General features: G+C 73.0%; 28 protein-coding genes. 13 read left to right on the top strand and 15 right to left on the bottom strand.

Annotated features, from left to right (window positions below; genetic code table 11):
- Nucleotides 1-93 precede the first annotated feature (93 nt).
- Complete coding sequence (locus ACLJTM_RS19410) at nt 94-402, top strand: hypothetical protein (RefSeq protein WP_411104911.1); 309 nt, start codon at nt 94-96, stop codon at nt 400-402.
- A gap of 241 nt (nt 403-643) precedes the next feature.
- Nucleotides 644-1,246 (top strand): hypothetical protein, encoded by a 603-nt coding sequence (locus ACLJTM_RS19405; protein WP_411104910.1) that lies wholly within the window; start codon nt 644-646, stop codon nt 1,244-1,246.
- Between the two features lie 158 nt (nt 1,247-1,404).
- Here ACLJTM_RS19405 and ACLJTM_RS19400 read toward each other — a convergent pair whose 3' ends face one another.
- Nucleotides 1,405-1,824 (bottom strand): arsenate reductase ArsC, encoded by a 420-nt coding sequence (locus ACLJTM_RS19400; protein ID WP_411104909.1) that lies wholly within the window; start codon nt 1,822-1,824, stop codon nt 1,405-1,407.
- 141 nt (nt 1,825-1,965) lie between these two features.
- Here ACLJTM_RS19400 and ACLJTM_RS19395 point away from each other — a divergent pair, with 141 nt between their 5' ends.
- Genes ACLJTM_RS19395 through ACLJTM_RS19380 form a run of 4 tightly spaced genes read left to right on the top strand, consistent with a single transcriptional unit; the run spans nt 1,966 to nt 4,380 of the window.
- Nucleotides 1,966-2,280: an ArsR/SmtB family transcription factor gene (locus ACLJTM_RS19395; protein ID WP_411104908.1), complete on the top strand. Its 315-nt coding sequence runs from the start codon at nt 1,966-1,968 to the stop codon at nt 2,278-2,280.
- A 52-nt stretch (nt 2,281-2,332) separates the two neighbouring features.
- Nucleotides 2,333-3,112 carry an aquaporin gene (locus tag ACLJTM_RS19390; protein ID WP_411104907.1) on the top strand — a complete coding sequence of 260 codons (780 nt, stop codon included), beginning with the start codon at nt 2,333-2,335 and terminating at the stop codon, nt 3,110-3,112.
- 56 nt (nt 3,113-3,168) lie between these two features.
- The gene (locus ACLJTM_RS19385; RefSeq protein WP_411104906.1) at nt 3,169-3,561 is read left to right on the top strand and encodes a TOBE domain-containing protein; all 393 of its coding nucleotides are present in this window, start codon (nt 3,169-3,171) and stop codon (nt 3,559-3,561) included.
- A 36-nt stretch (nt 3,562-3,597) separates the two neighbouring features.
- Nucleotides 3,598-4,380: a sulfite exporter TauE/SafE family protein gene (locus ACLJTM_RS19380; protein WP_411104905.1), complete on the top strand. Its 783-nt coding sequence runs from the start codon at nt 3,598-3,600 to the stop codon at nt 4,378-4,380.
- Between the two features lie 16 nt (nt 4,381-4,396).
- On the opposite strand, the gene ACLJTM_RS19375 is transcribed toward ACLJTM_RS19380, so the two are convergent.
- Both ACLJTM_RS19375 and ACLJTM_RS19370 read right to left on the bottom strand, forming a co-directional pair.
- Complete coding sequence (locus ACLJTM_RS19375) at nt 4,397-4,891, bottom strand: GNAT family N-acetyltransferase (protein ID WP_411104904.1); 495 nt, start codon at nt 4,889-4,891, stop codon at nt 4,397-4,399.
- Complete coding sequence (locus ACLJTM_RS19370; protein WP_411104903.1) at nt 4,888-5,250, bottom strand: ArsR/SmtB family transcription factor; 363 nt, start codon at nt 5,248-5,250, stop codon at nt 4,888-4,890. Before ACLJTM_RS19370 ends, ACLJTM_RS19375 begins: the two co-directional genes overlap by 4 nt.
- Nucleotides 5,251-5,384: 134 nt before the next feature.
- Between ACLJTM_RS19370 and ACLJTM_RS19365 the strand changes: the two genes are divergently transcribed.
- Complete coding sequence (locus ACLJTM_RS19365) at nt 5,385-6,800, top strand: NAD(P)-binding domain-containing protein (RefSeq protein WP_411104902.1); 1,416 nt, start codon at nt 5,385-5,387, stop codon at nt 6,798-6,800.
- Nucleotides 6,801-6,860: 60 nt separating this feature from the next.
- Here ACLJTM_RS19365 and ACLJTM_RS19360 read toward each other — a convergent pair whose 3' ends face one another.
- The 5 genes from ACLJTM_RS19360 to ACLJTM_RS19340 all read right to left on the bottom strand — a co-directional run bounded on the left by ACLJTM_RS19360 (nt 6,861) and on the right by ACLJTM_RS19340 (nt 13,102).
- Entirely contained in the window at nt 6,861-8,057 is a 1,197-nt protein-coding gene (locus tag ACLJTM_RS19360) for a PP2C family protein-serine/threonine phosphatase (RefSeq protein ID WP_411104901.1), read from the bottom strand.
- A gap of 148 nt (nt 8,058-8,205) precedes the next feature.
- Nucleotides 8,206-8,418, bottom strand: coding sequence for a hypothetical protein (locus ACLJTM_RS19355; protein WP_411104900.1), 213 nt, complete (start codon nt 8,416-8,418; stop codon nt 8,206-8,208).
- A 95-nt stretch (nt 8,419-8,513) separates the two neighbouring features.
- Nucleotides 8,514-10,799, bottom strand: a complete 2,286-nt coding sequence (locus ACLJTM_RS19350) for a helix-turn-helix domain-containing protein (protein WP_411104899.1) — start codon at nt 10,797-10,799, stop codon at nt 8,514-8,516.
- A gap of 1,067 nt (nt 10,800-11,866) precedes the next feature.
- Nucleotides 11,867-12,007 carry a hypothetical protein gene (locus tag ACLJTM_RS19345; RefSeq protein WP_411104898.1) on the bottom strand — a complete coding sequence of 47 codons (141 nt, stop codon included), beginning with the start codon at nt 12,005-12,007 and terminating at the stop codon, nt 11,867-11,869.
- 324 nt (nt 12,008-12,331) lie between these two features.
- Nucleotides 12,332-13,102 carry an isocitrate lyase/phosphoenolpyruvate mutase family protein gene (locus ACLJTM_RS19340; protein WP_411104897.1) on the bottom strand — a complete coding sequence of 257 codons (771 nt, stop codon included), beginning with the start codon at nt 13,100-13,102 and terminating at the stop codon, nt 12,332-12,334.
- A 256-nt stretch (nt 13,103-13,358) separates the two neighbouring features.
- On the opposite strand from ACLJTM_RS19340, the gene mscL reads away from it, so the two are divergent.
- Nucleotides 13,359-13,832, top strand: coding sequence for a large conductance mechanosensitive channel protein MscL (gene mscL / locus ACLJTM_RS19335; RefSeq protein ID WP_411104896.1), 474 nt, complete (start codon nt 13,359-13,361; stop codon nt 13,830-13,832).
- A 128-nt stretch (nt 13,833-13,960) separates the two neighbouring features.
- Entirely contained in the window at nt 13,961-14,533 is a 573-nt protein-coding gene (locus ACLJTM_RS19330; RefSeq protein ID WP_411104895.1) for a dihydrofolate reductase family protein, read from the top strand.
- Nucleotides 14,534-14,620: 87 nt separating this feature from the next.
- Here ACLJTM_RS19330 and ACLJTM_RS19325 read toward each other — a convergent pair whose 3' ends face one another.
- Together ACLJTM_RS19325 and ACLJTM_RS19320 are read right to left on the bottom strand one after the other, a co-directional pair.
- Nucleotides 14,621-15,304 (bottom strand): NADPH-dependent F420 reductase, encoded by a 684-nt coding sequence (locus tag ACLJTM_RS19325; RefSeq protein WP_411104894.1) that lies wholly within the window; start codon nt 15,302-15,304, stop codon nt 14,621-14,623.
- A 79-nt stretch (nt 15,305-15,383) separates the two neighbouring features.
- Nucleotides 15,384-16,196 carry an inositol monophosphatase family protein gene (locus tag ACLJTM_RS19320; RefSeq protein WP_411104893.1) on the bottom strand — a complete coding sequence of 271 codons (813 nt, stop codon included), beginning with the start codon at nt 16,194-16,196 and terminating at the stop codon, nt 15,384-15,386.
- A gap of 116 nt (nt 16,197-16,312) precedes the next feature.
- On the opposite strand from ACLJTM_RS19320, the gene ACLJTM_RS19315 reads away from it, so the two are divergent.
- Nucleotides 16,313-17,257, top strand: coding sequence for a LysR family transcriptional regulator (locus ACLJTM_RS19315; RefSeq protein WP_411104892.1), 945 nt, complete (start codon nt 16,313-16,315; stop codon nt 17,255-17,257).
- Nucleotides 17,258-17,438: 181 nt separating this feature from the next.
- Here the strand turns inward: ACLJTM_RS19315 and ACLJTM_RS19310 are convergent, their stop codons facing one another.
- Entirely contained in the window at nt 17,439-17,612 is a 174-nt protein-coding gene (locus ACLJTM_RS19310) for a CsbD family protein (protein WP_411104891.1), read from the bottom strand.
- A 244-nt stretch (nt 17,613-17,856) separates the two neighbouring features.
- Between ACLJTM_RS19310 and ACLJTM_RS19305 the strand changes: the two genes are divergently transcribed.
- A complete protein-coding gene (locus ACLJTM_RS19305; protein WP_069924257.1) occupies nt 17,857-18,018 on the top strand; it encodes a hydrophobic protein in 162 nt (53 codons plus the stop codon).
- 223 nt (nt 18,019-18,241) lie between these two features.
- Complete coding sequence (locus ACLJTM_RS19300; protein WP_411104890.1) at nt 18,242-18,595, top strand: PRC-barrel domain-containing protein; 354 nt, start codon at nt 18,242-18,244, stop codon at nt 18,593-18,595.
- 154 nt (nt 18,596-18,749) lie between these two features.
- Here the strand turns inward: ACLJTM_RS19300 and ACLJTM_RS19295 are convergent, their stop codons facing one another.
- Entirely contained in the window at nt 18,750-19,193 is a 444-nt protein-coding gene (locus tag ACLJTM_RS19295) for an ATP-binding protein (protein ID WP_411104889.1), read from the bottom strand.
- 193 nt (nt 19,194-19,386) lie between these two features.
- Between ACLJTM_RS19295 and ACLJTM_RS19290 the strand changes: the two genes are divergently transcribed.
- Entirely contained in the window at nt 19,387-19,698 is a 312-nt protein-coding gene (locus tag ACLJTM_RS19290; RefSeq protein WP_411104888.1) for an STAS domain-containing protein, read from the top strand.
- Nucleotides 19,699-19,945: 247 nt separating this feature from the next.
- On the opposite strand, the gene ACLJTM_RS19285 is transcribed toward ACLJTM_RS19290, so the two are convergent.
- From ACLJTM_RS19285 to ACLJTM_RS19275, 3 genes are all read right to left on the bottom strand, one after another.
- Nucleotides 19,946-21,553 (bottom strand): molybdopterin-dependent oxidoreductase, encoded by a 1,608-nt coding sequence (locus tag ACLJTM_RS19285; protein ID WP_411104887.1) that lies wholly within the window; start codon nt 21,551-21,553, stop codon nt 19,946-19,948.
- A 94-nt stretch (nt 21,554-21,647) separates the two neighbouring features.
- Nucleotides 21,648-22,328, bottom strand: a complete 681-nt coding sequence (locus tag ACLJTM_RS19280) for a sensor domain-containing protein (protein WP_411104886.1) — start codon at nt 22,326-22,328, stop codon at nt 21,648-21,650.
- A 290-nt stretch (nt 22,329-22,618) separates the two neighbouring features.
- Nucleotides 22,619-22,888, bottom strand: coding sequence for a hypothetical protein (locus ACLJTM_RS19275; protein ID WP_411104885.1), 270 nt, complete (start codon nt 22,886-22,888; stop codon nt 22,619-22,621).
- Between the last annotated feature and the right edge of the window lie 217 nt (nt 22,889-23,105).

The following is a 23,105-nucleotide window of genomic DNA, read 5'->3' as shown; positions in this document are numbered from 1 at the left end:
GGGTAGTCGCCAAGTGGGAGGGCGTCGACCGAGACGCGATCCCGGCCTGTGGAACGCACCGCGTGCGCTCCACACGAGGATGGGACATCTGCCATGACTGACCCGACCCTGGGCGGCACCCCTGGAGGCCGCCCCACGCCCCACACCGACGTCTCAGGACACGGCACCCGCCGCCTGTCGACCGAGACGAAGTCGGCCCTGAAGACGACGGAGTTCTTCGTCTACATCGCTTGCGTGATCGCCGTCCTGATCGCCTCCATGGTGGTGGGCACCGACGACGGACACCGCGACTACTTCCGCGCCGACATGGCCTGGCTGTACATCGTGATCCTCACCTTCGGCTACATGATCAGCCGCGGCCTGGCCAAATCCGGCAGCCGGGACCACTACGACGGCTCCTGACCGCTGCCACCGGCCCTCGACCCGAGGCGGCCGGGTCCTTCAGGCCCCGTCGAGGTCAACTCACGCCATGGGCTGGCGGGTCAGAGGGTCCTCCCTGCCGTGCCCGGTCGCCCGTCGGGTCACGACGCCGTCTCGGACAGTGGCCGAATATTGACCCTGGTGAACTTTTAGGTAAGCCTTACCTCGCCTGATGAGGGGTCCGTGCGGGGCCTCTTCGCACCGCCCCCCTGGAGCCACACCCATGCTGTCGTCCGTCGCCTCTGCGCCCACCCCTGTCGTCGACCCCGCCCCGCGCGTTCTGCCGGGTCGGCCGGTCCGCGTGTACGACTCGTGGTGGACGGTCTCGGCGGCAGCGCTCGGCGCGGTACTCGTCCTGGTCGGCGCCCTGTGGTTCTCCGCCCATGTCCGGACGGACCCCGCCCTGCACTCGGCCGCCCTGTTCGCCCACCTCGCCTCGCTCGTCCTGGGCTTCGGCGCGGTCCTCTCGGCGGACTACCACGGACTGCTCTGGGCGATGGGACGCTGCTCCTTCGAGGAGGTGCTCGCGGCCACCTCCCGTCTGCACGTCCCGATCTGGGCCGGCCTCGGCGGCCTGGTGGCGAGCGGCGCCATGCTCCACCCCGACCTCCACTCCCCGCTGACCGCCGTCAAGCTGGGCCTGGTCCTCACCCTCACCCTGAACGGCCTCCAGGCCGGCCTGCTGGGCCGCCGCCTCGCCGCGTCACCGGGAACTCCGATCCGCCGCCGGATGCTGGCCTGGGGTGGGGCGACCGCACTGGTGTCACAGGCCTGCTGGTGGGGCGCCGTCACCATCGGCTTCGTCAACACCAGCAACGCCGCCTGACGACCCGCCCCACCGGCCCGGCGGGTGTTCACGAGCCGTGGCCCCGGCTCAGCAGCTGTTGCCCCGCGGCAGGCTGGGCGGTGCCGCAGCGTGCCCCTGCGGCGCGGAGACCGTCCAGCGCGACTGAGCTGCGTCGTCTCGTTGTCGGGTGGCGGGGGTCAGGTGTTCTGTTGGGCGTCGATGTCCGTGATGAGGGCCTCGATGAGGCTCTTGATCTCGTCGCGGATGGGGCGGACGGCCTCGACGCCCTGGCCGGCCGGGTCTTCGAGTTGCCAGTCGAGGTAGGTCTTGCCGGGGAAGTAGGGGCAGGCGTCGCCGCAGCCCATGGTGATGATGTAGTCGGACACCTGCGCGGCCTCGGACGTGAGGACCTTCGGGGTCTGTTCGGAGATGTCGATGCCGAGCTCGGCCATGGCGGCCACTGCGGAGGGGTTGATCCGGGCGCCGGGCTGGGAGCCGGCGGAGCGGACCTCGACGCGGTCGCCGGCGAGGTGGCGTAGGAATCCTGCCGCCATCTGGGAGCGGCCGGCGTTGTGGATGCAGACGAACAGGACGGACGCGATCGGGTTCGCGGGCATCGGCTCTCCCTCAGGTGGCAGGCAGGGTGGCAGGCGGGGTGGCAGGCGCGGCTGGGCGGCTCCGGTGGGTGACCCGAAACCGTTCAGCCGGGGTTCAGCCGGGGCTGGTTTCAGCCATCGGCGGTGTGAAAGTATCAGCTCATGATGACGTCAGTCGACACTGATCTGATGCGGGTTCTGGCCGACCCGCTCAGGCTCCGGATCGTGACCCTGCTTGCCCGCGAGACGCTGTGCACCACCCATCTCGTGGAGGAGACGGGGGCGAAGCAGACGAACCTGTCCAACCACATGAAGGTGCTGCGCGAGGCCGGGGTCGTGGATACGGAGCCGTGCGGGAGGTTCATCTACTACCGGTTGCGCCCGGAAGTCGTCGAAGCCCTCGCCGGTCAGTTCGCCGACCTCGCCCACACCGCGCGGGCCACCGCAGAAGCGCATCGCAAGCGTCCCTGCCCCTGAGCCGCCTCTTTCGCCCTGGTGCTGTGACCCACCTGCCCGAGGAGAACCCGTCTTGACCGCCACCCAGCCCGCCGGCGCCCCCATATCTGCCGACGGGCCCCGGCCCGCCCCCGGCGCGGCCCCGCCCCGCACCCCGCTGATCGCCCGCGCCGCCGCCGAACTGGTCGGCAGCGCTGCCCTCGTGGCGGTCGTCGTCGGCTCGGGCATCCAGGCCACGAAGCTCACCCAGGACGTGGCGCTGCAGCTGCTGGCCAACTCCACCGCCACGGTCTTCGGGCTCGGCGTCCTCATCACGCTCCTCGGCCCGGTCTCCGGCGCGCACTTCAACCCTGCCGTGACGCTGGCCGAGTGGTGGACCGCCCGCCGCGGCGGGGCCGGCGTCAGTGCACGTGAGCTGGCCGTGTACGTGCCCTCGCAGGTCGGGGGTGCGATCGCCGGCGCGGTCCTCGCGGACGCGATGTTCGGCGAGCCGCTGGTGGAGTGGTCCACGCACGACCGCTCGACCGGGAACCTCCTCCTGGGCGAGGTCGTGGCCACCGCGGGCCTGATCCTGCTGATCTTCGGGCTGGCGACCTCGGACCGGCTGCGGTTCGCGCCCGTCGCGGTCGCCTCGTACATCGGCGCCGCGTACTGGTTCACCTCCTCCACGTCCTTCGCCAACCCGGCCGTCACCGTCGGCCGCGCCTTCACCGACACCTTCGCCGGCATCGCCCCCGGCTCGGTGCCCGGCTTCATCTGCATGCAGCTCGTCGGCACCGTGGTGGGCCTGGCCCTGGTGGCGGTCATCTTCATGCGCGGCACGACGACCGACACGGAGCGGCCGGCAGCATGACGCGGTGCACGGCCGCGGTGCCGATCGGCGCACGGCCGGGACCTACTGTGAGCCCCATGGAGTCCTACACCATCGGCCAGGCGGCGACCCTGCTCGGCGTCAGCAGTGACACCGCGCGGCGCTGGGCGGACGCGGGCCGTTTTCCCACCCGCCGTGAAGGCCATCGGCGTTTCGTGGACGGGCCCGATCTGGCCGCGTTCTGCGTCGAGGTCGCGGCGGAAGCCGCGGTGGAGGACGACGGGCGGTCCACCTCGGCCCGCAACGCCTTCCCGGGGATCGTCACCGCGGTCACGCTGGGAGAGGTCAGTGCGCAGGTGGAGATCCAGGCCGGGCCGCACCGGCTGGTGTCGCTGCTGACCCGTGAGGCGGTCGAGGAGCTGGGCCTGGCGGTGGGTGTCGAGGCCACCGCGCGGGTCAAGTCCACCAGCGTCCACATCGATCTCGGCTGAATCGGGGAGGCGGAGCCGGAAAAGGGAGGCGGGCGGGTGGACTGGCAGACGGGCCTGGGCGCACTGGCCACGGGGTTGCTCATCGCGGTGCTGACCGCGCCGGTCGGGGTGTCGGGGGCGGTCTTCCTGCTGCCCGTGCAGCTCAGCGTGTTCAACGTGCCCAGCCCGGCGGTCACGCCGACCAACCTGCTGTTCAATGTGGTCGCCGGACCGGGCGCCCTCCTGCGCTACCGCCGTCACGGCAGCCTGCGCGGGCCGCTGGTGCGGCGTTTGGTGCTCGGCACGCTGCCCGGTGTCGTGGCCGGCGCCGTGATCCGGGTCTTCGCGCTGCCGGGCCCGGCCGTCTTCCGTCTCCTGGTCGCAGCCCTGCTGCTGCCGCTGGGGCTGTGGCTGTGCTTCCGTACGCTGCGGCCGGCCCGTCACGACAGGGCTGCTGAGCCTTCTCCCCGAACCGTGACGGGGCTGGCGGTCGCGGTGGGAGTCGTGGGCGGCATCTACGGAATCGGCGGAGGCTCCCTGCTGGGACCGATTCTCGTCGGCCGGGGCATGCCCGTGGCCCGGGTCGCGCCGGCGGCCCTGGCCTCGACTTTCGCGACGTCCGTCGTCGGCTCGGCCACCTACGCGCTGCTGTCTCTGGCCGAGTCGGGGGACATCTCGCCGGACTGGTTCCTCGGCCTGGCCTGCGGAGTCGGCGGCCTGATCGGCGGCTACCTCGGGGCCCGGCTGCAACCCCGCCTGCCCGAAACCGCGTTGCGGCTGCTGCTCGGCGCTCTGGCCGCCTCCGTCGGCGTCCTCTACGCCGCGGCGGCCCTGGCCTGAGCACCGTACGTACGGCTCAGGCGATCAGCGGACTGCGGCGCTCCAGCAGCACCACGTCCCGCCACACTCCGCGGTGGCGGCCGATCCGTTCACGGGTACCGATGATCCGGAAGCCGGCGCGCTGGTGCAGGGCGAGACTGGCGGTGTTCTCCGGGAAGATCCCGGACTGGATCGTCCAGATTCCCGCTGCCTCGGTCGACTCGACCAGGGCCGCCAGGAGGCGGCCGGCGATGCCCCGGCCGCGGGCAGCGGGGTGGACGTACACGGAGTGCTCGACGACACCGGCGTACGCGCAGCGGTCGGAGACCTGGGTGGCCGCGATCCAGCCCAGCAGACTGCCGTCGGCGTCGAGGGCGGCGAAGCGGTGCCCGGGCAGTTTCGTCGCGTCGAACCGGGCCCAGTCGGGGGCGACGGTCTCGAAGGTGGCGTTTCCCTCGTCGATCCCGGCCTGGTAGATCGCCAGGACCTCGTCCGCGTGCGCCTCGGTCAGCTTCGTGATCGTGGGCGTCATGCGCCGGCCGCGCGGGTGAGCAGCTGTCCCATGGCGGCGAGCACGGACGGCTCGACGCGGTAGTACACCCACGTTCCGCGTCGCTCGGAGGACAGCAGGCCGGCCTCACGGAGCTTCTTCAGATGGTGCGAGACGGTGGGCTGGGACACCCCGACGTCGGAGATGTCGCACACGCACGCTTCCCCGCCCTCGTGCGAGGCCACCAGGGAGAACAGCCGCAGCCGTACGGGGTCGCCCAGCGCCTTGAACATGAGCGCGGTCCGCTCGGCCTCCTCGGCCGTCAGCGGACGCTCCGACAGCGGCGGGCAGCACGGCGCCGCGCTCTCCTGCTCCAGCAGCGGCAACACCTTCGACGTCATGCCCTCCATCATCCCGCAAATTCGACAGATGTCTATGTTGACGAACGTCGATGTGAGGTGGCAGCCTGGAGTTCGGGATATCGACAATTGTCGAATCAACGCCGCCGGATCACGCAGCACCAGGGAGCCCCGTTGTGAACGCATCCACCGACACCCTGCCCGTCGTCGTGATCGGCGCCGGCCCCACCGGTCTGGCGGCCGCCGCCCGCCTCCTCGAACGCGGAGTCCAGCCCCTCGTCCTGGAGGCCGGGCCCTCCGCGGCGACGGCAGTGCGCGCCTGGTCGCACGTGCGTCTGTTCTCCCCGTGGTCCGAGGTGGTCGACCCGGCTGCCGAAAAGCTCCTGGCGCCCACCGGCTGGGTCCGCCCCGACGGGTCCGCCCATCCGTCCGGCGGCGACTGGGCCGACCGCTACCTCCAGCCGCTCGCCGACGTCCTGGGCGAGAAGGTCCGCTACCACGCCACCGTCACCGGCGTCTCCCGCAGCGGCCGCGACCGCATCGTCGACGCCGACCGCGCGGAGCAGCCCTTCGTCCTGCACTGCACCCGCGCCGACGGCACCGAGGAACGCATCCACGCCCGCGCCGTGATCGACGCCTCCGGCACCTGGTCCACCCCGGGCCCGGCCGGAGGCAGCGGCCTGCCCGCGCTCGGCGAGAGGGCCGCGGCCCACCGGATCTCCTACCGGATCCCCGACCTCAGGGACCCGGCCGTCCGCGCCCGGTACGCGGGCAAGCACACCGCCGTCGTCGGCACCGGTGCCTCCGCCTTCACCGCGCTGGCCGGCCTCGCCGACCTCGCCCGGGCCGAGGACGGCACCGGCACGCATGCCACCTGGATCCTGCGCCGCGGCCTCTCCGGCTCCACCTTCGGCGGCGGCGATGCCGACCAGCTCCCCGCCCGCGGCGCCCTGGGACGTGCCGCGCGGGACGCCGTCGACGGCGGATACGCGAACGCGGTCACCGGTTTCCGCACGGACGCCTTCGAACCCGACGGCGACGGCCGCCTGGTCCTCGTCGGTGAGGACGGTCGCCGGCTGGACCCGGTCGACGAGGTCATCGTCCTGACCGGCCTGCGCCCCGACCTCTCCTTCCTCGGCGAGCTCCGCCTCGGCCTGGACGAGCGCCTGCAGGCCCCGGTCGCGCTCGCACCGCTGATCGACCCCAACCAGCACTCCTGCGGCACCGTCCACCCCCACGGGGCGGCCGAGCTGTCGCACCCGGAGAAGGACGTCTACCTCGTCGGCATGAAGTCCTACGGCCGCGCCCCGACCTTCCTGGCCATGACCGGCTACGAGCAGGTCCGCTCCGTCGCCGCCCACCTGGCCGGTGACCGTGAGGCCGCCGAACGCGTCGAACTCACCCTCCCCGAGACCGGGGTGTGCGGTGGCGCCGGCCTCTACGACGAGCCGGCCGCCGACGAGCCGGCCGCCGGGGAGGCGGGCGCCGGGGAGGCGGGCGCGGGCGGCTGCTGCGACCAGCCGCCTTCGCAGGGCCGCGCAGAGGACGACTCCCGGTGCGCGCCGCAGCCTCGCGGGGCGGACGCGCCCTGACCGTGACCGGCCCGCACGCGGACCTGCCGGCGGGGCCGGGCCCTTCGGCCGGGACCCGGCTCAGCTCTCCGCCGGGGCACCGTGGCGGGAACCGTGCCAGTCCAGGCACAGGACAGTGGCGTCGTCGCGGGGAGGACGGTCGTCGTAGGCGGCGGCCACCGCGCCGACCAGGGTGCGTACGACCTCGCGGGGGTGTTCGGCGGCGGTCTTGCGCAGGAGAGCGGGCAGGTCGACCGCTTCGGCTTCGCGTTCCTGCATGCCGTCGGTGTACAGCAGAAGACGGTCCCCGGGGCGGAGGTCGAGGTTCTGGACCCGGTAGCCGCCGTGGCGTGGATGGTCGACGCCGAACGGCATGTTCACGGCCAGGGGCAGCTCGGTGACCGCCCCGTCGCGGAGCAGGAACGGCTTGGGGTGCCCGGCGTTGACGACCTCGGCGCGCGCGCCGTCCAGGGTGATCCTCAGGAGTTGGCCGGTGGCGAAGGTGCGTCTGCCGTGGTCGAGGAGGGCCTGGTGGGTTTGGCGGGCCTGGCCGACGAGGTCCTGCCCGGCGCGACGGGCCCCCCGGGAGGCGTTGACGAGGAGGGTGGCCATGAGGGAGGCCTGGGTGTCGTGGCCCATGGCGTCGGTGATCGACAGGTGCAGGGTGTTCTGGTCGAGGCTGTAGTCGTAGGTGTCCCCGGCGATGTCGGACGCGGGGACCAGGGCGCCGGCGAGGCTGAACTGGGGTGCCTCGCAGGAGGAGGCGGTGGGCAGGAGCTGGCGCTGGATCTCGGCGGCCAGGCTGACCGTGGTGGTGCGGTTGCCCCAGTGGTAGAGGTCGGTGAAGCGCCGGTCGGTGACGATGACGTAGGCCAGCGCGTGCGCGACTTCCTCCACCTGCTCCAGCACCCCCGCCGCGACGTGCGGGAGGAAGAGTTCCAGCACTCCGATGGCGTCGCCCCGGTTGGTGACGGGGGCGAGTACCCGTCGGCCCTTCCCGGTGTCCGGCGCCAGAACCAGGCGCTGGTCGCGCAGTACGTCGTCGTAGACGCCGCTGCCGGGGAGCGGCACGTGTTCGGCGCGGTCCTCCCGATGCGTGGCAGCAGTGTCATGGACCCGCAGAAGGCGCCGGCCGACGACGTCGACGAACAGAAACGACACGTACGCGGCGCCGAACCGGTCCCGCAGGTGGTGCGCCACCACGTCGAGGGAGTCCACCGGTGCGGCGGCCTCCGAGGCCGCCAAGACCTGCGCCAGCCCGATCCGATCCTCTGCCACGTCAGCCTCCCGAGGGTGTGTTGCCTCCTCTTCCCCTCCGGCCGACACAATCACGGCCCAGTTCCTGTTCCGGGGCCCCGGCTTCTTGCGGTTCAGGACCCGGGGTCCCGGCTTCGTGCTGTCCGGGACCCGGGCCGCGGGAAGCCCGCTACGGCCGGTATCCGTGCCCGTGCGTCGGGGAGTTGTGCACCGCGTTCGAGCTGTAGGACGACCGGTCGGACACGGCCTGTTCCCGGCGCGCCTGCTCGATCCGCAGTCCGTCCGCAGACTCCGTCTTCCGGTTGCCCCGCCGCAGCAGGGTCCGCATCATCCAGGCCGCGGCCGCCACCATCACACCGAAGAACACACCGAGTTCGACCATGCTGCCCCCTCACCTGAGACCGGAGCACACAACCTACCCGCAGTGGCGCGTGCGTGCCTCGGCCGCGGGGCGCTCGGCAGGCTCGTTTCCGGGGGTCACGGGCGCTGCGTGAGGCGTGTGACTGCTGCGTCGTAGCGTGCCTGGAGTGCCGGGTCCGGCGCGACCCGCAGCAGGGCGCCGAGCGCGCGGACCGCGCCGTCCTCGTAGCCGGACGACTCCGCCTCCCGGGCTGCCAGGTCGAGTTGCCCGATGCCCTCGGCTTCGTTCCCGAGACCCAGCAGTGCCTCTCCCCTCACCAGGAGGAGGAGGATCCGGGGCACGTCAGCCGTGCCCGGGTGATCGTCGAGGGCCAGGGCGGCGGTCGCCGCGTCGAGGGCCCGGCGCCATTTCCCGGCGTCGGCCCAGTGCCGGGCGAGGTGCTGCAGAGCCAGCCTTTCGATGGTCCGGTCGCCGGCCTTGCGCGCCAGCTCCACCGCGCGCCCGCATCCGCGGGCGGCCTCATCCAGGCCGCCCAGGGCCGCCTGCGCCAGGGCGAGGACGATGAGGGCGTTCGCCTCGGCCACCGCGTCGCCTGCCCGGGAGGCCAGGGCGGAGGCGGCTTCGAGGTGGGTCAGCGCCTCCGGGATGCGTCCTTCCGCGGTCAGGACCCAGCCGAGCACGTTCAGCACCCGCGACTCGCCGTACTCGCCGTACTCGTCGGGGTCGGCGCGTGCCGCCGCGAGCCCGGCCTCCAGCAGCGGGACCCAGCCGTCCCGGACGCGCCACACCATCAGCGGCCACAGCGTCAGGACGATCCGCCAGGCCCGGCCGTGCAGTCCGGCGGCCTGCGCCGCGGCCACCGCCTGGGTGAGGTCGTCCCGTTCGGCCGCGTACCAGGCCACGGCGGCGGACCGGTCGCGGAACTCCCGTACGGCGGCGGGCGGCAGGTGGTCCGCGGGCAGCGGGAAGCAGTCCTCGTTGCCGGGTTCGGCCGCCGCCACGGCCGCGAGGGCCGTGGCGATCGAGTGGTCGAGCACGCGCCTGAGGGCCTCGGGGCCGGCGTCCAGGCTGCGTGCGTAGAGGCGTACGAGGTCGTGCATCGTCCACCGGCCGGGCGCCGACTCGGTGACGAGGTGCGCCGCAGCAAGCCGCTCCAGGGAGGCCTCGGCGGCTGCCGGGTCCGTATCCGCCAGGGCGGCCGCCGCATACCGGTCGACGTGCGTGCCGGGGTGGCAGCCGAGCTGGGCGAACTGGCGGGAGACCTGCGGCGGGAGTTCCTGCAGCGTCACGCGCAGCGCCGCTCGCACGCCGGTGTCCTCCACGTCCAGCAGGCCCAGGCGGCGCGTCTCGTCGGACAGTTCGGCGACCATCGCGTCCAGCGGCCAGCCGGGCCGTTGCGCCAGCCGGGCGGCTGCCACCCGCAGCGCGAGGGGCAGGCCGCCGCACAGTTCGGCCAGCCGTCGCGCCGCCGCCGGCTCCGCGCGTACCCGGTCCGTGCCGAGTACCCCGGCGAGGAGCATCGTGCCGTCCTGCGGCCCGAGCACGTCCACGGCCACGGGCCGGGCGGTGTCGGTGACGATCAGCCCCGGCAGCCGGTGTCTGCTGGTGACGACGGTGACGCAGTGGCGACCGCCCGGCAGGAGCGGCCTGACCTGCTCGGAGTCCCGCGCGTTGTCGAGTACGACGAGGAGCCGGCGGTCGGCGGCGAGCGACCGGAACAGCGCGGCTGCGCCGTTCGCCGACTCCGGAATCCGGCTGTGCGGCACTCCGAGCGCCGGCAGGAACTCGCGCAGCACCTCCGAGAGGGTCGGCTCGCCCGTGGCGCCGAAGCCGCGCAGGTCGGCGTAGAGCCGTCCGTCGGGGAACGGGGCGCGGCCCTGGTGGGCCCACTGGAGTACGAGGGCCGTCTTCCCGACGCCGGCGGGTCCGACGACCAGGCAGACGGGCGCCTCGCCCGTGGCGGCCCGGGACAGCGCGGCGAGCTCGGCCGTCCGCCCGTGGAAACCGCGCGGCGCGCGCGGCAGCAGATCGGGCGCGCCGGTCAGCTCTGCGGCAGCCGGTCCATCCAGTACACCCGGTGCACCCGGTGCACCCGGTGCACCCGGTGCACCCAATACGGCGGCAGGTGGCGTGCCGTCCGGCGTACGGGTCCGGCGGGGGCGGCCCAGGCTCGCGGTGTGCTCCAACTCCCGTGCGGCGGGGGCGTCCAGGCCGAGGGCCGCGGCCAGGGCCTGCACGGTGCGGCGCTGCGGTCCCCGGGAGTGTCCGCGCTCCATGTACGACAACGCCCGTACGCTCACCCCCGCGGCATGCGCCAGCTCTTCCTGGCTCAGCCCGGCGCCCGTCCGCAGGCCGCGCAGCAGCGTGCCGAAGTGGTTGGCGGCCGGTGTACCGGTGTCCACGTCTGGATGTCCCCTGGTCGGTGCGGCCCAGCCGGAACGCCGCACCTCGCCGGCAAAATTATGCCCGACCCTACTTTTGCGCCGGGCCCGGGACGAGGTCGCCCGGTCGGCCCGGCGCTTGCGGCCGGCGCAGTGCCGCGGCCGGCGCGGACGGCCGGGTACCGGGGGCCGCAACGGAGAAGCCCGGTCCGGCACCGTGGCGTGCGGTGCCGGACCGGGTCCGTCGGTCGTACTCCTGCCGGTCGCCGGTCGTACTCCTGCCGGTCGCGCCTCGGCGGCCGCCCGGTTGTGCCCCTGCCGGTCGCAGGCACGCTGGGTCGCCCTGGCCGTACGCGTACCCGTTCAGCTCCTCGACCACCGGCACCGGGTCGGCGGCCGGGGTGTGGCTGTCCTGGCAGAAGGCGACCGCCACGACGTTCGGGCCCCGGCCCGTGACGACCCGGCACGTCTCCTGTGGTCGCGGACCTCACAGTCCCGGGCGGACTGGTCGTGGCGGGCGTAGCCGAACGGTCCTGCGTCCGACGCGACCGCGGCCGTCGGCACCGTCAGCGTCGAGGCCAGGACCAGGACCGGGAGGACCTGCAGGGCGAACGAGCGCAGCAGGCGGGCACGGCGGCCGGAACCCGGACGGGGCACGGGCCCGAGCGGAGGCACGGGCACGGGCACGGGCACGGCACCACTGGTTCTCACGGCGGATTTCCCCTGGTGGAAAGCGGCTGCCGGCGTGCGCGGGCACGGTGCCACAAGGCGTCGGCGAGCTGAGGTCTGGAGGTTCCCCCGGTCCGTCGCGCAGCCCCACACGAGGGGGTGGCGCCGGGCGACGGACCGGCCCGGCGGGGCTGGTCGGCCCCCGTCCGGGTCGCCACCAGCCAAGCGCGCGGGGGCCGGGCAGACCAGGCAATTCCACCGGCAGAACTACGGCCGGTACTTCTGCCGGGGAGGATGCGGCGAGCGCTGGTCCGACCGCCGGCTCGTGGCCGCCTCCGTACCGTGCACGACGGGCCGCGCTGCCGTGCCCCGGCCGCCGGGCGGTGACGGGGCGGGTGTGACCGGGCGGCTGGTCGTCGTCACCGCCTGCGAAGCCTGGTGAAGAGGAAGGCTCCTCCCACGATCGCGACCACGACGAGGGCGATGAGCCAGAACGGGGGGCTTGAGGGGGCCGCTCCGCGGGCGAGCGTCTCGGACAGTTCCGTCTGCTGGTGCCACATCGCGGTCTCCTCGTCTCGTCTTTCAGGACCTGAGGGCTCGTCTGCCCGTCTGCTCGTCTGCTCGTCTACTCGTCTGCTGTTCCGGTCTTCTGCCCCGCAGGGTCCTGGTCAGCCTGCCGACCGCGTACCTCCCGGGGCGCTCCGTGAACGACCGCCGTCCCGGGCGCGGAACGGCGGTCGTGCGGGCCGGGCCGCTGGGTGCACCAACGGAATCCGTCCGACGTGAGAGGCGTCGGAGGCGTCGGAGGCACCAGCGGCGCAGAGGCCTCGGAGGCAGGGGTCCGCCGTAGGGAGCGCGGTTGCTGCGGGCGCCCGGTCGTTCGATCAGGCCTTGCGGGTGCCCCACGGGCCGAGCATGTCCTTCATCGCGTCGGTCAGCGCGAGCTGCAGCAGCGGGCCGTAGGTGATCCGGCCGACGCCGAGGCGGCGGAAGCGCTCCAGGTCGTGCTTGACGGGATGGGCCGTGGAGTTCACGGGGACGGCGACGGCGGCGGTCACCGCGGTGAGCAGGTCGTCGTTGTCCTGGATCGCGACCGGGTAGACGCTGTCGGCGCCGGCCTGCTCCAGGGCGCGCAGGCGCTCGATCGCCTCGTCGAGGACGCCGGCGGCATCCTCCGCGTGCAGGAACAGGTCGGTGCGCCCATTGATCCAGACCGGAATTCCCGCGTCGTCGGCTGCCGCGCGCAGGCCGGCGATGTAGTGCGCGTGCTCCTGCGTACTGCGGAGGCGTCCGCCGTCCGAGTGGACGGTGTCCTCGATGTTGAGGCCGACGCCGCCGGCCTCCGTGAGTCCGGCGATGAGGTCCGCGGGCTTCTGTCCGTACCCGGCCTCCAGGTCCACGGACACGGGGACGTCGACCGCCGCGATGATCGGCCTGACGGCGGCGAGTACCTCCTCGAAGGTCTGCCCCTCGTTGTCCTCGGCGCCGCGGGAGTTGGCGAGCGGATGGCTGCCGACGGTCAGCGCGGGGAACCCGGCGTCGACTGCCGTCCGTGCGGACCAGACGTCCCAGACGGTGGGCAGCACGAGGGGCTGGTGATCGGCGTGCAGCTGCTTGAGGCGTTGAGCGCGCTCAACGGTGGTTCGAAGATCCATGTCAGGACGCTACCCCCGAATCGCCACCGGCAACGTGCCGCCGGGGACCGGCCGGCGGCGGGGCGGTCGCGCGCTGCTGCCGGGAGGGCGCACTGCTGACGGGAAGGCGCACTGCTGACGGGCGGTCACCCTGTGCCTGGGCTGCCGCATGCATCGACCCGGCCGATTCCTCTCGCGGGGGGTGCGGTGCACCTGGGGGGGAAGACGGTCCCCCGTGGCCTTCGGGCCCGCCGGGCAGCCAGGAGGAGGAGCAGGGATGTTGGTCAAGGGCTTGAAGGGTTTCCGCGGGTTCGTGCTGCGCGGGAACGTGGTCGACCTGGCGGTCGGCATCGTGATCGGAGCCGCTTTCACCGCCGTGGTCAACGGCTTCGTGAAGGCGTTCCTCACCCCGCTGGTCGGCCTGGCCGCCGGTGCGCGGGGCAACTTCACGGCACGGACCTTCAAGGTCGCGGGTACGGACTTCCCCTACGGCGGCTTCATCGACGCGGCCATCAGCTTCGCCCTGATCGCGGCGGCCCTGTACTTCCTCGTGGTCCTCCCCGTGAACAAGCTCCACGAGCGGTTCGCGCCGCACCAGGACGTCCAGGCCGACAAGAAGGACTGTCCCGCCTGCCTGAGTTCGATTCCGGTCCGTGCACGGCGCTGCGCGTACTGCACGGAGGAACTCGCCCCGGGCCCGGAGGCGCCGCAGTACCCGCACGAAGCGGGCGCGGCGACGCGCGGCCGATGAATTTCACCGTGCTCCGCAGTCAGGGGTGTCATGGATAGTGGTCGGCGTGCCGGTGCCGCGGGTGCGGTCGAAGCGCGTACCGGCCGGACCTTCTGCCGGCTGGACCCCAGACACCGAGGAATCTGCAGATGCGCACGCTGATCAGTACCGCCTTCATCTCGCTCGACGGCGTCGTGGAGGCGCCCGGCGGGGAAGCCGGCTACCGGAACGCCGGGTGGACCTTCCGGCACGTCGACTTCCTCCCCGAGGCGTTCGAGATCAAGGGGCGGGAGCAGCAGGAGGCGACGGCGATGCTGTTGGGCCGGACGAGCTACGAGGCGTTCAGCCCGGTGTGGCCCGACATGGCGGACTTCGCCGACTACAAGTCGATGCCGAAGTACGTCGTCTCCACCACCCTCAGCGAGGGCGGCCTCGTGTCGAACTGGGGTGAGACGACGATCCTGCGCTCGCTCGACGAGGTCGCCGCGCTGAAGGACACCGAAGGCGGCCCGATCATCGTCCACGGCAGCGCCACCTTGAACCAGGGCCTCTCGGACGCCGGCTTGATCGACCGCTACCACCTGCTGGTCTTCCCGCTCCTGCTCGGCGCGGGCAAGCGGCTCTTCAGCGCCACGGACAAGGACGCGCAGAAGCTGGAGCTCGTCGAGCACGAGGCCTACGCCAACGGTCTGCAGAAGCAGGTCTTCGACGTCGTCCGCTGACCGCTGACCGCTGACCGCGGGGTCGGCCTTGCCCTTGCCGCGGGCCCGCCGCGGCGCCGATCCGGGTCCGCTCCGGGGCCGGGCGGGTCAGCGGGCGAGGGAGACGGCGAAGGGCGTGAAGCCGTGCCGGCGCAGGACGTGGGGCACCACCAGGATCATGGCCTCGGTGGCGCGGGCCGTGGTGATGCCGCCGAGGTCTTCGATCCAGGCGGGCTGCCAGCCCAGGTCGGCGAGGAGGCCGGAGACGGTCTCCTTCGCGTTCCGGTCGTCGCCCGAGAGGTAGGCGGTGGGTGGGGTGGCCAGGGATTCGGGAGCGGTCATGACGGTGAACAGCATGGTGTTGAGGGTCTTGACCACCCGGGTGTCGGGGAGGGCGGCCTGGAGTTGCTCGGCGAGGCTGCTGCCCGGGTAGCAGAGGCCGTCGGGCATGCCGTCATCGGCGTCGTGGGTGGCGTTGGAGACGTCGATGAGGAGTTTCCCGGAGAGCTCGGTGCGCAGGCCGGCCAGGCGGTCCAGGGAGGTGCGGCCGGGCGTGGCGTTGATGACCACGTCCGCGGTGCGGGCGGTGGTGCGCTGGTCGGCGAAGGTGATCTGCGGGGCGATGGCCCGCTGGAGGGCGGTGGCGCTCTGCGGGTCCGTGTCGGCGGCGCGGGCTGCGGGTCCCTCGGGGTTGCGGATGCCGAGGGTGACGCGGTGGCCGGCTGCGGCGAGCTTGCCGGCGAGGTTGGCGCCGACGCGGCCGGCGCCCAGGATGCCGATGGTGGTGGTCATGAGGTGGTGCTCCTTGCGGCCTGAGGTGGAGAGGGGAGGGGGGAGGGGGAAGGGCAGGGGTGGGGGCGGGGGTTGCCCGTCAGGCGAGCGGCGCCAGGACGTCGAGGGCGGCGGCGTGGAGGCCGGGGGCGGCGGCCAGGAAGTCGTGGCTGCCCGTGTTCCAGGGCGTGCCCGCCAGGTCGGTGACGGTGCCTCCGGCCTCGGAGACCAGCAGGGCGCCGGCGACCAGGCCGGAGCGGACGTCGGAGAACTGCCAGAAGGCGTCCGTGCGTCCGGCCGCGACGTGGATGAGCTGCATGGTGGCGGGCACGGACACCCGTACGACCAGGCCGTTGATGAGCATGGCGGTGACCGATGCGCCGATCCGCCGGAAGGTGCGCTCGTCCTCGCCGGGCCTGGCCTGGCCGGTGCCGACGAGCGCGGCGCCCAGGTCGGTCTTGGCGGAGACCCGCAGGGGCAGGCCGTTGAGGTGGGCGCCGCCGCCGGCGGTGGCCGTGTAGGTGTCGCCGCTCAGGGGCAGGTGGACGACGGTCAGCACCGGCTGGTTGTCGCGGACCAGGGTGGCGGTGACGGACCAGTCGTCCATGCCGTGCACGTGGTTGATGTTGCCCTCGGCGGGGTCGACGACCCACCACTCCCCCGACGGGAGCGCGCCGCCGGCCAGTTCGTCCTCGGCCCATTGCGATCCCGGCCGGGCCCGCAGCAGCGGCTCCTTCAGCACGTCCAGCACCGCGTCGTCGTTGGCGTGGATCTCGGCGACGACCTCGTCCAGGCTCACACCCCGTGCGTGCGGGGTGTGGCGGTCGCGCAGGGTGTGGCCGGCGGTCTTCACCGCGGCGGTCACCTCGGCCAGGAGGGTGGTGTCGGCGGCGAACGGCAGGGCTGTGCTCATGGCGTGCTCCTCGGTTTCGGTGAGTGCGGGTGGCTTTCGCTCCTGCCCGCCCTGTGAAGGTAGGCCGCACTGGCATTAACAACAAGTGCATGCTATGCAGTTGTAGAGTTACTGCCATGCAACTGGATTTGAACCTGCTCACGGCGCTGGACGCTCTCCTGGAGGAGGGCAGCGTCGCCGGCGCGGCAGCACGCCTCCACGTCACCCCACCGGCCATGAGCCGCTCCCTGGGGCGCATCCGCAAGGCCACCGGTGACCAGATCCTGGTCCGCACCGGCCGCAGCATGGTGGCGACCACCCGCGCGCTGGCCATGCGCGCCGAGGTCCACGCCCTCGTCCAGCAGGCCCACCACCTCCTGTCCGCGCAGCAGGAACTCGACCTGGCGGCGCTGGACCGGGTGTTCACCGTGCGCTGGCACGACGCCCTGACCGCCGCCTGCGGCACCGCCCTGATCACAGCCGTCCACGACCAGGCGCCCGGCGTCCGGCTGCGCCTGTCGGCCGAACCCGGGTCGGACGACGCCGAGTTGCGCAGGGGTGAGGTCGATCTCGCATCGAGCTCCGGCACTCCGGCGCTGCCCGACATCCGCCACCGTCTCGTCGGCAGCGATCGGCTGGTCGTCGCGGTCCGGCCCGGGCACCCCCTCACCGAAGGACGGCTGAGCGTCGAGCGCTACGCGGCCGCCGAGCACCTGACCGTTTCGCGGCGGGGGAGCCTGCGCGACCCGATCGACGACGCCCTGAACGCCCGCGGCCACGAACGACGCGTCGTCGCCGCCGGGCCCACCGCCGACTTCGCCCTGAGTCTCGCCCTCGACACCGACCTGGTCGTCACCCTCCCCGACGCGGTCACCCGCTCGGCCCGGGAGCGACTCGGCCTCGTCGCACTGCCGGCGCCGCTCCCGCTGCCGGAGGTCCCCCTGTACCTCCTGTGGCACCAGCGCTACGACGACGACCGCGCCCACACCTGGCTGCGCGAGCTGGCCGCCGGAACCGTCCAGGCACTGTTTGCACCGCCGGGGGCGCGGCAGCAGCCCCTGCCCCACCACCCCGGAGCGTGAGGGGTGCGGCTGGGGGGTACGGCGAAGTCGCCGGGGCGGTCGCCGGGGCGGTCGCCGGGACGGCCGACGGTGCTCCGGTGGCGGGGGCGCACCGGGCCCGGCCCGGTGCGGGCGTGGGTGTGGGCGGGTCCCCAACCCTTGGTTGGGGACCCGCCCACACCCACGCGCGGCCGCCTCGCGGTCAGCGCTTGAAGGCGTCCTTCACGTTCTCCTTGGCCTGGCGGGCGTCGCCCTTGGTCTGGTCGGCACGACCTTCGGCGGTCAGGCGTTCGTTGCCGACGACGCGGCCGGCGGCCTCCTTGACCTTGCCCTTGGCCTGATCGGTCTTGGCCTGGGTCTTCTCGTCAGCAGACACAACCATCACTCCTCAGAAGATATGAAATCGCCTTGCCTCAACCCGCCTGTCCTGCCTCGGGGACTTGAAACGCCCGGAAAGGAAAAACGCACGGCCCCGCCCGAGAGGAGGGATGCGGGCCGAAAGCGGAGGAGGGAGAGCGGGCGGGCGCGTCGTCTTCCCGTCCGCACCGACAAGAAACACAAAAAATTTGTGCGCATGGTTCCGCGGCCTGCGGACAGAAGGCGTCTCGGAGGTAATAACTATGGTTCCCCTGCTTCTTGTTCTTCTGCTCGCTCTGATTCTCTTCGGTGCCGGTTTCGCGGTGAAGATCCTCTGGTGGGTCGCCATCGCCGTCCTGGTGCTGTGGCTGATCGGTTTCGTCGCCCGTCCGAAGGGCAGCAGCGGTCGCTGGTACCGCTGGTAGACGAGCCGGACCGGCACGGTCCGGTGCGGTGCCCCCTCCTCCCGGGAGGGGGCACCGGCATGTCCGGCTGCTGTGCGCGCACGCTCTGCCGCTTGATCCGGGACATCGGATCGGGGCGTGTGGGAAGTGCCGTGCAGGGCAGGCGAGTTCTCGACGGTGCTGCCCTCCGGGATTCTTTGAGAGCGCCGGAGAAGGTACTGAAATCAATGAAGGAGTAATGCGTATGACTGGCAACGTGTGGGGCTACCGCGACACCTCCGGCCACCTGGCCGGCGCCGATCTGACGGGCTACAAGGTCGAGGCCACGGACGGCTCCATCGGCAAGGTCGACAAGCATTCCGAGGACATCGGTTCCGCGTACATCGTGGTCGACACCGGCCCGTGGATCTTCGGCAAGGAGGTCCTCCTCCCCGCCGGCACGGTCAGCCGCGTCGATGCGGACGAGCAGAAGATCTACGTGGACTGGACCAAGGACCAGATCAAGGCCGCTCCCGAGTTCGACAAGGACACGCACCTCGGGAACGAGGACTACCACCGCCAGGTCGGCGGCTACTACGACCGGCCGCACGGCGTCTGACGCTCCCGCGCGGGGACGACGCACCCCGCGCGCAACGGGCCGGGGCGGCAACCACCAGGTTGCCGCCCCGGCCCGTTGCGCCGTACCGGATGCGCCCGAGCCGCTGCGCCGCGTGGTGGGCGGGGGTTCGCATGGGCAGGGTTTCAGCAGGCGTTCAGCAGGGGTTCAGGTTCAGGTTCGCGGTGATCTGCTTGCCGCTGCCGTGCGGGGTGATGGTCAGGTGGTCGACGAGGCTCTGGACCAGAGGCCAGCCGTAGCCGCCGATCCGGATGCCGGCCGCCGGGGTCGTCCGGGCGAGCGGGGCGCGGGGATTGCGGTCGGCCACCGACAGCCGGAGTGCGCCGTCGCGTACGTCGGCCTGGAAGCCGGTCAGGCCGCCGCCGTGGCGGATGGCGTTGGTCACGAGCTCGGAGGTGACCATCAGCGCGTCCGTCACCGCGCGGGCGCCGGAGGACAGTCCGGAGCGCTGCAGGAGGGCCTGGATCAGGTGCCGGGCGTCGGCCGTCGTCGCGGGCAGCGAGCGGGGCGGCGCGTGCGAGGTGTCCGGGCGGGGGGCGTGCGCGCCCGCCTGCTGATCGCTCCCTGGTGACCGTTCCATGTCTGCACGTCTGCCCCGTACGCGGGAGGGGAACCCGCCGGCTTGATGGTGTTTCCCGCCGGGCTACGGGTTCGACAGCCGGCCGGGCCTCGCGCACGAACTCGACGCCCCGAACGGACTCCCCCGGCCCCGGCGGCCCGGCCCCGAGCTGACACCCTGTCCGCAGCCCTCCACGGAATGGCATGCTGTGGCCATGGAAGACACGCACGAAGGGCGCACCACGGTGGCGGTCGTCGCCGCCGCAGGCGAGTACGACACGGATACGCTCGGGCCGATCGAGGAAGAGCTGGCCGCGGCCGCGGCCACCCACCGCATCGTGGTCCTGGACGCCTCCCGGCTGACCTTCGCCGATTCGTCCTTCCTGAACCTCCTCCTGCGGGTCCACCGCAGCACCGCCCTGCGGATCGCCGCACCGCAGCCCCAGTTGTCCCGGCTCCTGGAGATGACGGGCGCCGACGGCGTGCTCGACCTGCGTCCCACCCTGGAAGCCGCCACCCGGCCCTGATCCCGTCCCCAGGGCCCGCCCGGCACGGCGGCTGCGTCCCGACCGGCCTCGGCAGAGCTTCGCAAGGACCCGCGGAAACCCGTACGGCATGGAATGGCGCACGCCGGGCACCCGCGCCCGCATGACCATTACGCTGCTGTTCCTGCTGCCGCTCGGTCTCGCCGTCCTGCTCGCCACGACCGGCGCACCCCGGCACGGCCGCCACCGCCACCACCGCTGATCCCGTGGCCGGGCCTGGCGGTGCGGGTCATCCCGCGGTGACGAAGACGCTGTGCCGGCCGCTGGCACCGTCGGGGATCGTCCGGGCGCGTTCCTCGGTCTGGACCGCTCCGGTCCCGTCGGTGGCGCGGACGGTGAGGGTGTGGCCGCCCGGGGTGGACTGCCAGGGGTAGGACCACTGGCGCCAGGTGTCGGCCCCGGCCTGCGGGGCCAGGTCCGCGTCCTGCCAGGGCCCGTCGTCGACGCGGACTTCGACGCGCTGGATGCCGCGGTGCTGGGCCCATGCCACTCCGGCGACCGTCACGACCCCGGCGGCCGGGCGGGCGAACGGCTTCGGTGTGTCGATGCGGGCCTGGGTCTTGATCGGCGCCTTGCGGGCCCACTTGCGTCTGACCCAGTAAGGGTCGTACGCGTCGAAGGTGGTCAGCTCGATCTCCTCGATCCACTTGCAGGCCGACACGTAGCCGTACAGGCCGGGGACCAGCATGCGGACGGGGAAGCCGTGGTCGAAGGGCAGCGGTTCACCGTTCATGCCGACCGCCAGGATGGCGTCGCGGCCGTCCATGACGTCCTCGACCGGCGAGCCCAGCGTCATGCCGTCGACCGAGCGGGCGACCAGCTGGTCGGCTTTGCCGCCCTGGGACGGCGGCCGGACGCCGCACTCGCGCAGCAGGTCGTCCAGGCGTACGCCGAGCCAGCGGGCGTGGCCGATGTAGGGGCCGCCGACCTCGTTGGAGACACAGGTCAAGGTGATGTCCCGCTCGATCAGCGGACGCTCCAGCAGTTCCTGGAAGGTGTAGGTGCGGGGCCGGGTGACGCCCTTGCCACGGATGCGCAGCCGCCAGGTGTCCGCGTCGACCCGGGGGACGACCAGGGCGGTGTCCACCCGGTAGAAGTCCTTGTTGGAGGTGGTGAAGGCGCTGATGCCGTCCGCCTCCAGCTGGACGCCCCTGGGGAGCGGCGGGGCCGGGGAGGCGGGTGCGGGCAGTTCGACCGTGGCCCGCGAGGCCGCGGCGCCCTGCCCGCGGCGGCCGGCCAGGGTGCGGCCGAGTGCGCCCGCCCCGGTGGCGGCGACGGCCGTGACCGACGCGGCCAGCAGGAACCCGCGCCGTGACCAGCGGTCCGTACCCGTCCCGGTGTCGGTGTCGGTGTCGGTGTCGGTGTCGGTGTCGGTGTCGGGCGCGAGTCTGCCGGCCAGAAAGTACAGGACGGCCGCGCCGGCGACCGCGCCGGCCATCGAGGGCAGGGCGTCTGCGGGGCCTTGGGCATCAGGCCGGGTGAGTGCGGCTGCCGCACCGATGATCCCGAAGGCCAGGACTCCCGCGGCCCCGGCGCGCCGGTGGCGCAGGACGAGCATCCCGAGGGCGATGCCGAGGAGCCCGAGGACGGCGAGGATGCCCAGCTGGAGGACGAGCTTGTCGTCCTCCCCGAAGGTACGGATCGCGAAGTCTTTGACCGGAGCCGGGGTGCGGTCGATGGCGGCCCCGCCGACCACGGTCACCGGGCCGGCCTGCGGCCGTACCAGGGAGGCCGTCAGCTCTGCCACCGCCAGGGCGACGTACCCGGCCAGCAGGCCGGACACGGCGCCCCGTACGGCGCGGGAGCGAGACGTGCGGAGGGTGCTCACACCTGCCATTCGGCGTGGGCCGGACGGCGGATTGGTCCGCGTCCGCGAGGTCTTCGACGAGGTGCCGTGCCGTCCGTGCCGCGAACGCGTACCCCGTACCGCGTCATGCCGCCCGGTCGGTCAGCAGGGTGGTGGCGAGGCGGGTCTGGGCGGTGGTCAGTGCGCGGACCACCGGGGCGGCGGTCGCCAGCAGGACGACGCCGATGGCGGTGTTGAAGCCGATGTCGACGGCCCGTGAGGAGGTGCCGAACACCAGCTCGGCCAAGCCCTGGTTGTCCTCTCCCCGGGGCAGCGACCACGACCAGGTGGCGTAGAGCAGCTCACCGATGCCGCCGAGGGTCCATGTCAGGGCCACGCTGAAGGTGACGACCTGGAGCGGGAAGGCGAGGACCGGGTGGGCGAGGTCGCGCCAGGACTGCGGATCGCGTACCGCGCGCAGCGCTCCCGTCCCTCCCGTGCCGGACGGCCGCGGGCGGTACGGGGGCAGCGGGCGGCCGGTGACGGCCGCCACCCGCCGGCGTTCCCGGTCGGCCAGGGCCCGGGCCGCCCGCAGGGTTGCGGCCAGGATGGGCAGCCCCACCCAGACCACGAGGGTGGACACCCCGAGGGCGGCCCCGGTCACCGCGACGGTGAACGCCGCCAGCCCGAGCGGCAGTCCGGACAGCAGGTATCCCAGCTCGCACCGGAACCGGCGGGCACCCGGCGCGGGCGCGACGGACGCGACGGACGCGAGGGGCGCGAGGGGCGTCGGCGGTGCGGCGAGGCGTGAGGCGGTCTCAGTCATGGGACCACACTCGCGGTGTCCCGGATCCGGGACGAGCCTGCTACCCGCCCACCCCGGGGTGGGGCTTGCCCCCCTACCGCCGCCCGCAGGCCGGCCCGTCACGGCGGCGCGGCGACGGGCGGCGGGCGGCGGGGCGGCGGCCGAGCCCGGGACCACCCGGTGCGTACGGGCGGTCCCGGACCGGCACAACCGGGCCGACCGGTCCGGAGCCGGCTCCGGCCGGGCCTCAGTGCTGCCCGGGCGCCCGGTGTCCGTGCCGCGCGGCGGGTGCTGCGTGGTGCGGTGCGGTGCTAGTTGCCGATCCCGGCGCTGCCGATGCCCGAGTTGCCGATGCCGGCGCTGCCGATGCCCGTGTTGGCGACACCCGCGTTGCCCAGGCCGCCGTTGGCGATGCCGGCGTTGCCGACGCCCCAGTTCACGATGCCCGCGTTGCCCACGCCCGAGTTCCCGATGCCCGAGTTCCCCACTCCGTCCGCGCTGGCCGCCGCGGCGCCGCCGAGGGCCAGGAGAGCGGCCGTGCCCAGTACGGCGGCCGCGCGGAGCAGACCTGTACGATTCATCAGATACCTCCTACAGTAGGACTATTACCCCCACATCTGTAGCACGTGGCGATCCGTCCGGGCGGCATTCACCTCCGGCCACGCGCACGAACGGTCGCACGGCCCGCAGGTGCGGGGGAGGCAGGTCCACCGGTCGGGGGGAGGCAGGTCCACCGGTCGGGCTGCCCGGATGGGGAGTTCCTCTGCGCGGGCCGGGTCCCTCGTTCTACGCTCGCCG

Source organism: Streptomyces sp. cmx-4-9, assembly GCF_046548835.1.
Taxonomy (GTDB): Bacteria; Actinomycetota; Actinomycetes; order Streptomycetales; family Streptomycetaceae; genus Streptomyces.
This window is presented reverse-complemented; position numbering and strand designations above follow the sequence as displayed.

What these genes read in the sequence shown, in the direction of transcription:
- ACLJTM_RS19410 (WP_411104911.1), top strand. Translation starts at nt 94, where the DNA reads ATGACTGACCCGACCCTGGGCGGCACCCCTGGAGGCCGCCCCACGCCC.
- ACLJTM_RS19405 (WP_411104910.1), top strand. Translation starts at nt 644, where the DNA reads ATGCTGTCGTCCGTCGCCTCTGCGCCCACCCCTGTCGTCGACCCCGCC.
- ACLJTM_RS19400 (WP_411104909.1), bottom strand. Translation starts at nt 1,824, where the DNA reads ATGCCCGCGAACCCGATCGCGTCCGTCCTGTTCGTCTGCATCCACAAC.
- ACLJTM_RS19395 (WP_411104908.1), top strand. Translation starts at nt 1,966, where the DNA reads ATGATGACGTCAGTCGACACTGATCTGATGCGGGTTCTGGCCGACCCG.
- ACLJTM_RS19385 (WP_411104906.1), top strand. Translation starts at nt 3,169, where the DNA reads ATGGAGTCCTACACCATCGGCCAGGCGGCGACCCTGCTCGGCGTCAGC.
- ACLJTM_RS19375 (WP_411104904.1), bottom strand. Translation starts at nt 4,891, where the DNA reads ATGACGCCCACGATCACGAAGCTGACCGAGGCGCACGCGGACGAGGTC.
- ACLJTM_RS19370 (WP_411104903.1), bottom strand. Translation starts at nt 5,250, where the DNA reads ATGACGTCGAAGGTGTTGCCGCTGCTGGAGCAGGAGAGCGCGGCGCCG.
- ACLJTM_RS19355 (WP_411104900.1), bottom strand. Translation starts at nt 8,418, where the DNA reads ATGGTCGAACTCGGTGTGTTCTTCGGTGTGATGGTGGCGGCCGCGGCC.
- ACLJTM_RS19345 (WP_411104898.1), bottom strand. Translation starts at nt 12,007, where the DNA reads ATGTGGCACCAGCAGACGGAACTGTCCGAGACGCTCGCCCGCGGAGCG.
- ACLJTM_RS19340 (WP_411104897.1), bottom strand. Translation starts at nt 13,102, where the DNA reads ATGGATCTTCGAACCACCGTTGAGCGCGCTCAACGCCTCAAGCAGCTG.
- mscL (WP_411104896.1), top strand. Translation starts at nt 13,359, where the DNA reads ATGTTGGTCAAGGGCTTGAAGGGTTTCCGCGGGTTCGTGCTGCGCGGG.
- ACLJTM_RS19330 (WP_411104895.1), top strand. Translation starts at nt 13,961, where the DNA reads ATGCGCACGCTGATCAGTACCGCCTTCATCTCGCTCGACGGCGTCGTG.
- ACLJTM_RS19325 (WP_411104894.1), bottom strand. Translation starts at nt 15,304, where the DNA reads ATGACCACCACCATCGGCATCCTGGGCGCCGGCCGCGTCGGCGCCAAC.
- ACLJTM_RS19320 (WP_411104893.1), bottom strand. Translation starts at nt 16,196, where the DNA reads ATGAGCACAGCCCTGCCGTTCGCCGCCGACACCACCCTCCTGGCCGAG.
- ACLJTM_RS19315 (WP_411104892.1), top strand. Translation starts at nt 16,313, where the DNA reads ATGCAACTGGATTTGAACCTGCTCACGGCGCTGGACGCTCTCCTGGAG.
- ACLJTM_RS19305 (WP_069924257.1), top strand. Translation starts at nt 17,857, where the DNA reads ATGGTTCCCCTGCTTCTTGTTCTTCTGCTCGCTCTGATTCTCTTCGGT.
- ACLJTM_RS19300 (WP_411104890.1), top strand. Translation starts at nt 18,242, where the DNA reads ATGACTGGCAACGTGTGGGGCTACCGCGACACCTCCGGCCACCTGGCC.
- ACLJTM_RS19295 (WP_411104889.1), bottom strand. Translation starts at nt 19,193, where the DNA reads ATGGAACGGTCACCAGGGAGCGATCAGCAGGCGGGCGCGCACGCCCCC.
- ACLJTM_RS19290 (WP_411104888.1), top strand. Translation starts at nt 19,387, where the DNA reads ATGGAAGACACGCACGAAGGGCGCACCACGGTGGCGGTCGTCGCCGCC.
- ACLJTM_RS19285 (WP_411104887.1), bottom strand. Translation starts at nt 21,553, where the DNA reads ATGGCAGGTGTGAGCACCCTCCGCACGTCTCGCTCCCGCGCCGTACGG.
- ACLJTM_RS19280 (WP_411104886.1), bottom strand. Translation starts at nt 22,328, where the DNA reads ATGACTGAGACCGCCTCACGCCTCGCCGCACCGCCGACGCCCCTCGCG.
- ACLJTM_RS19275 (WP_411104885.1), bottom strand. Translation starts at nt 22,888, where the DNA reads ATGAATCGTACAGGTCTGCTCCGCGCGGCCGCCGTACTGGGCACGGCC.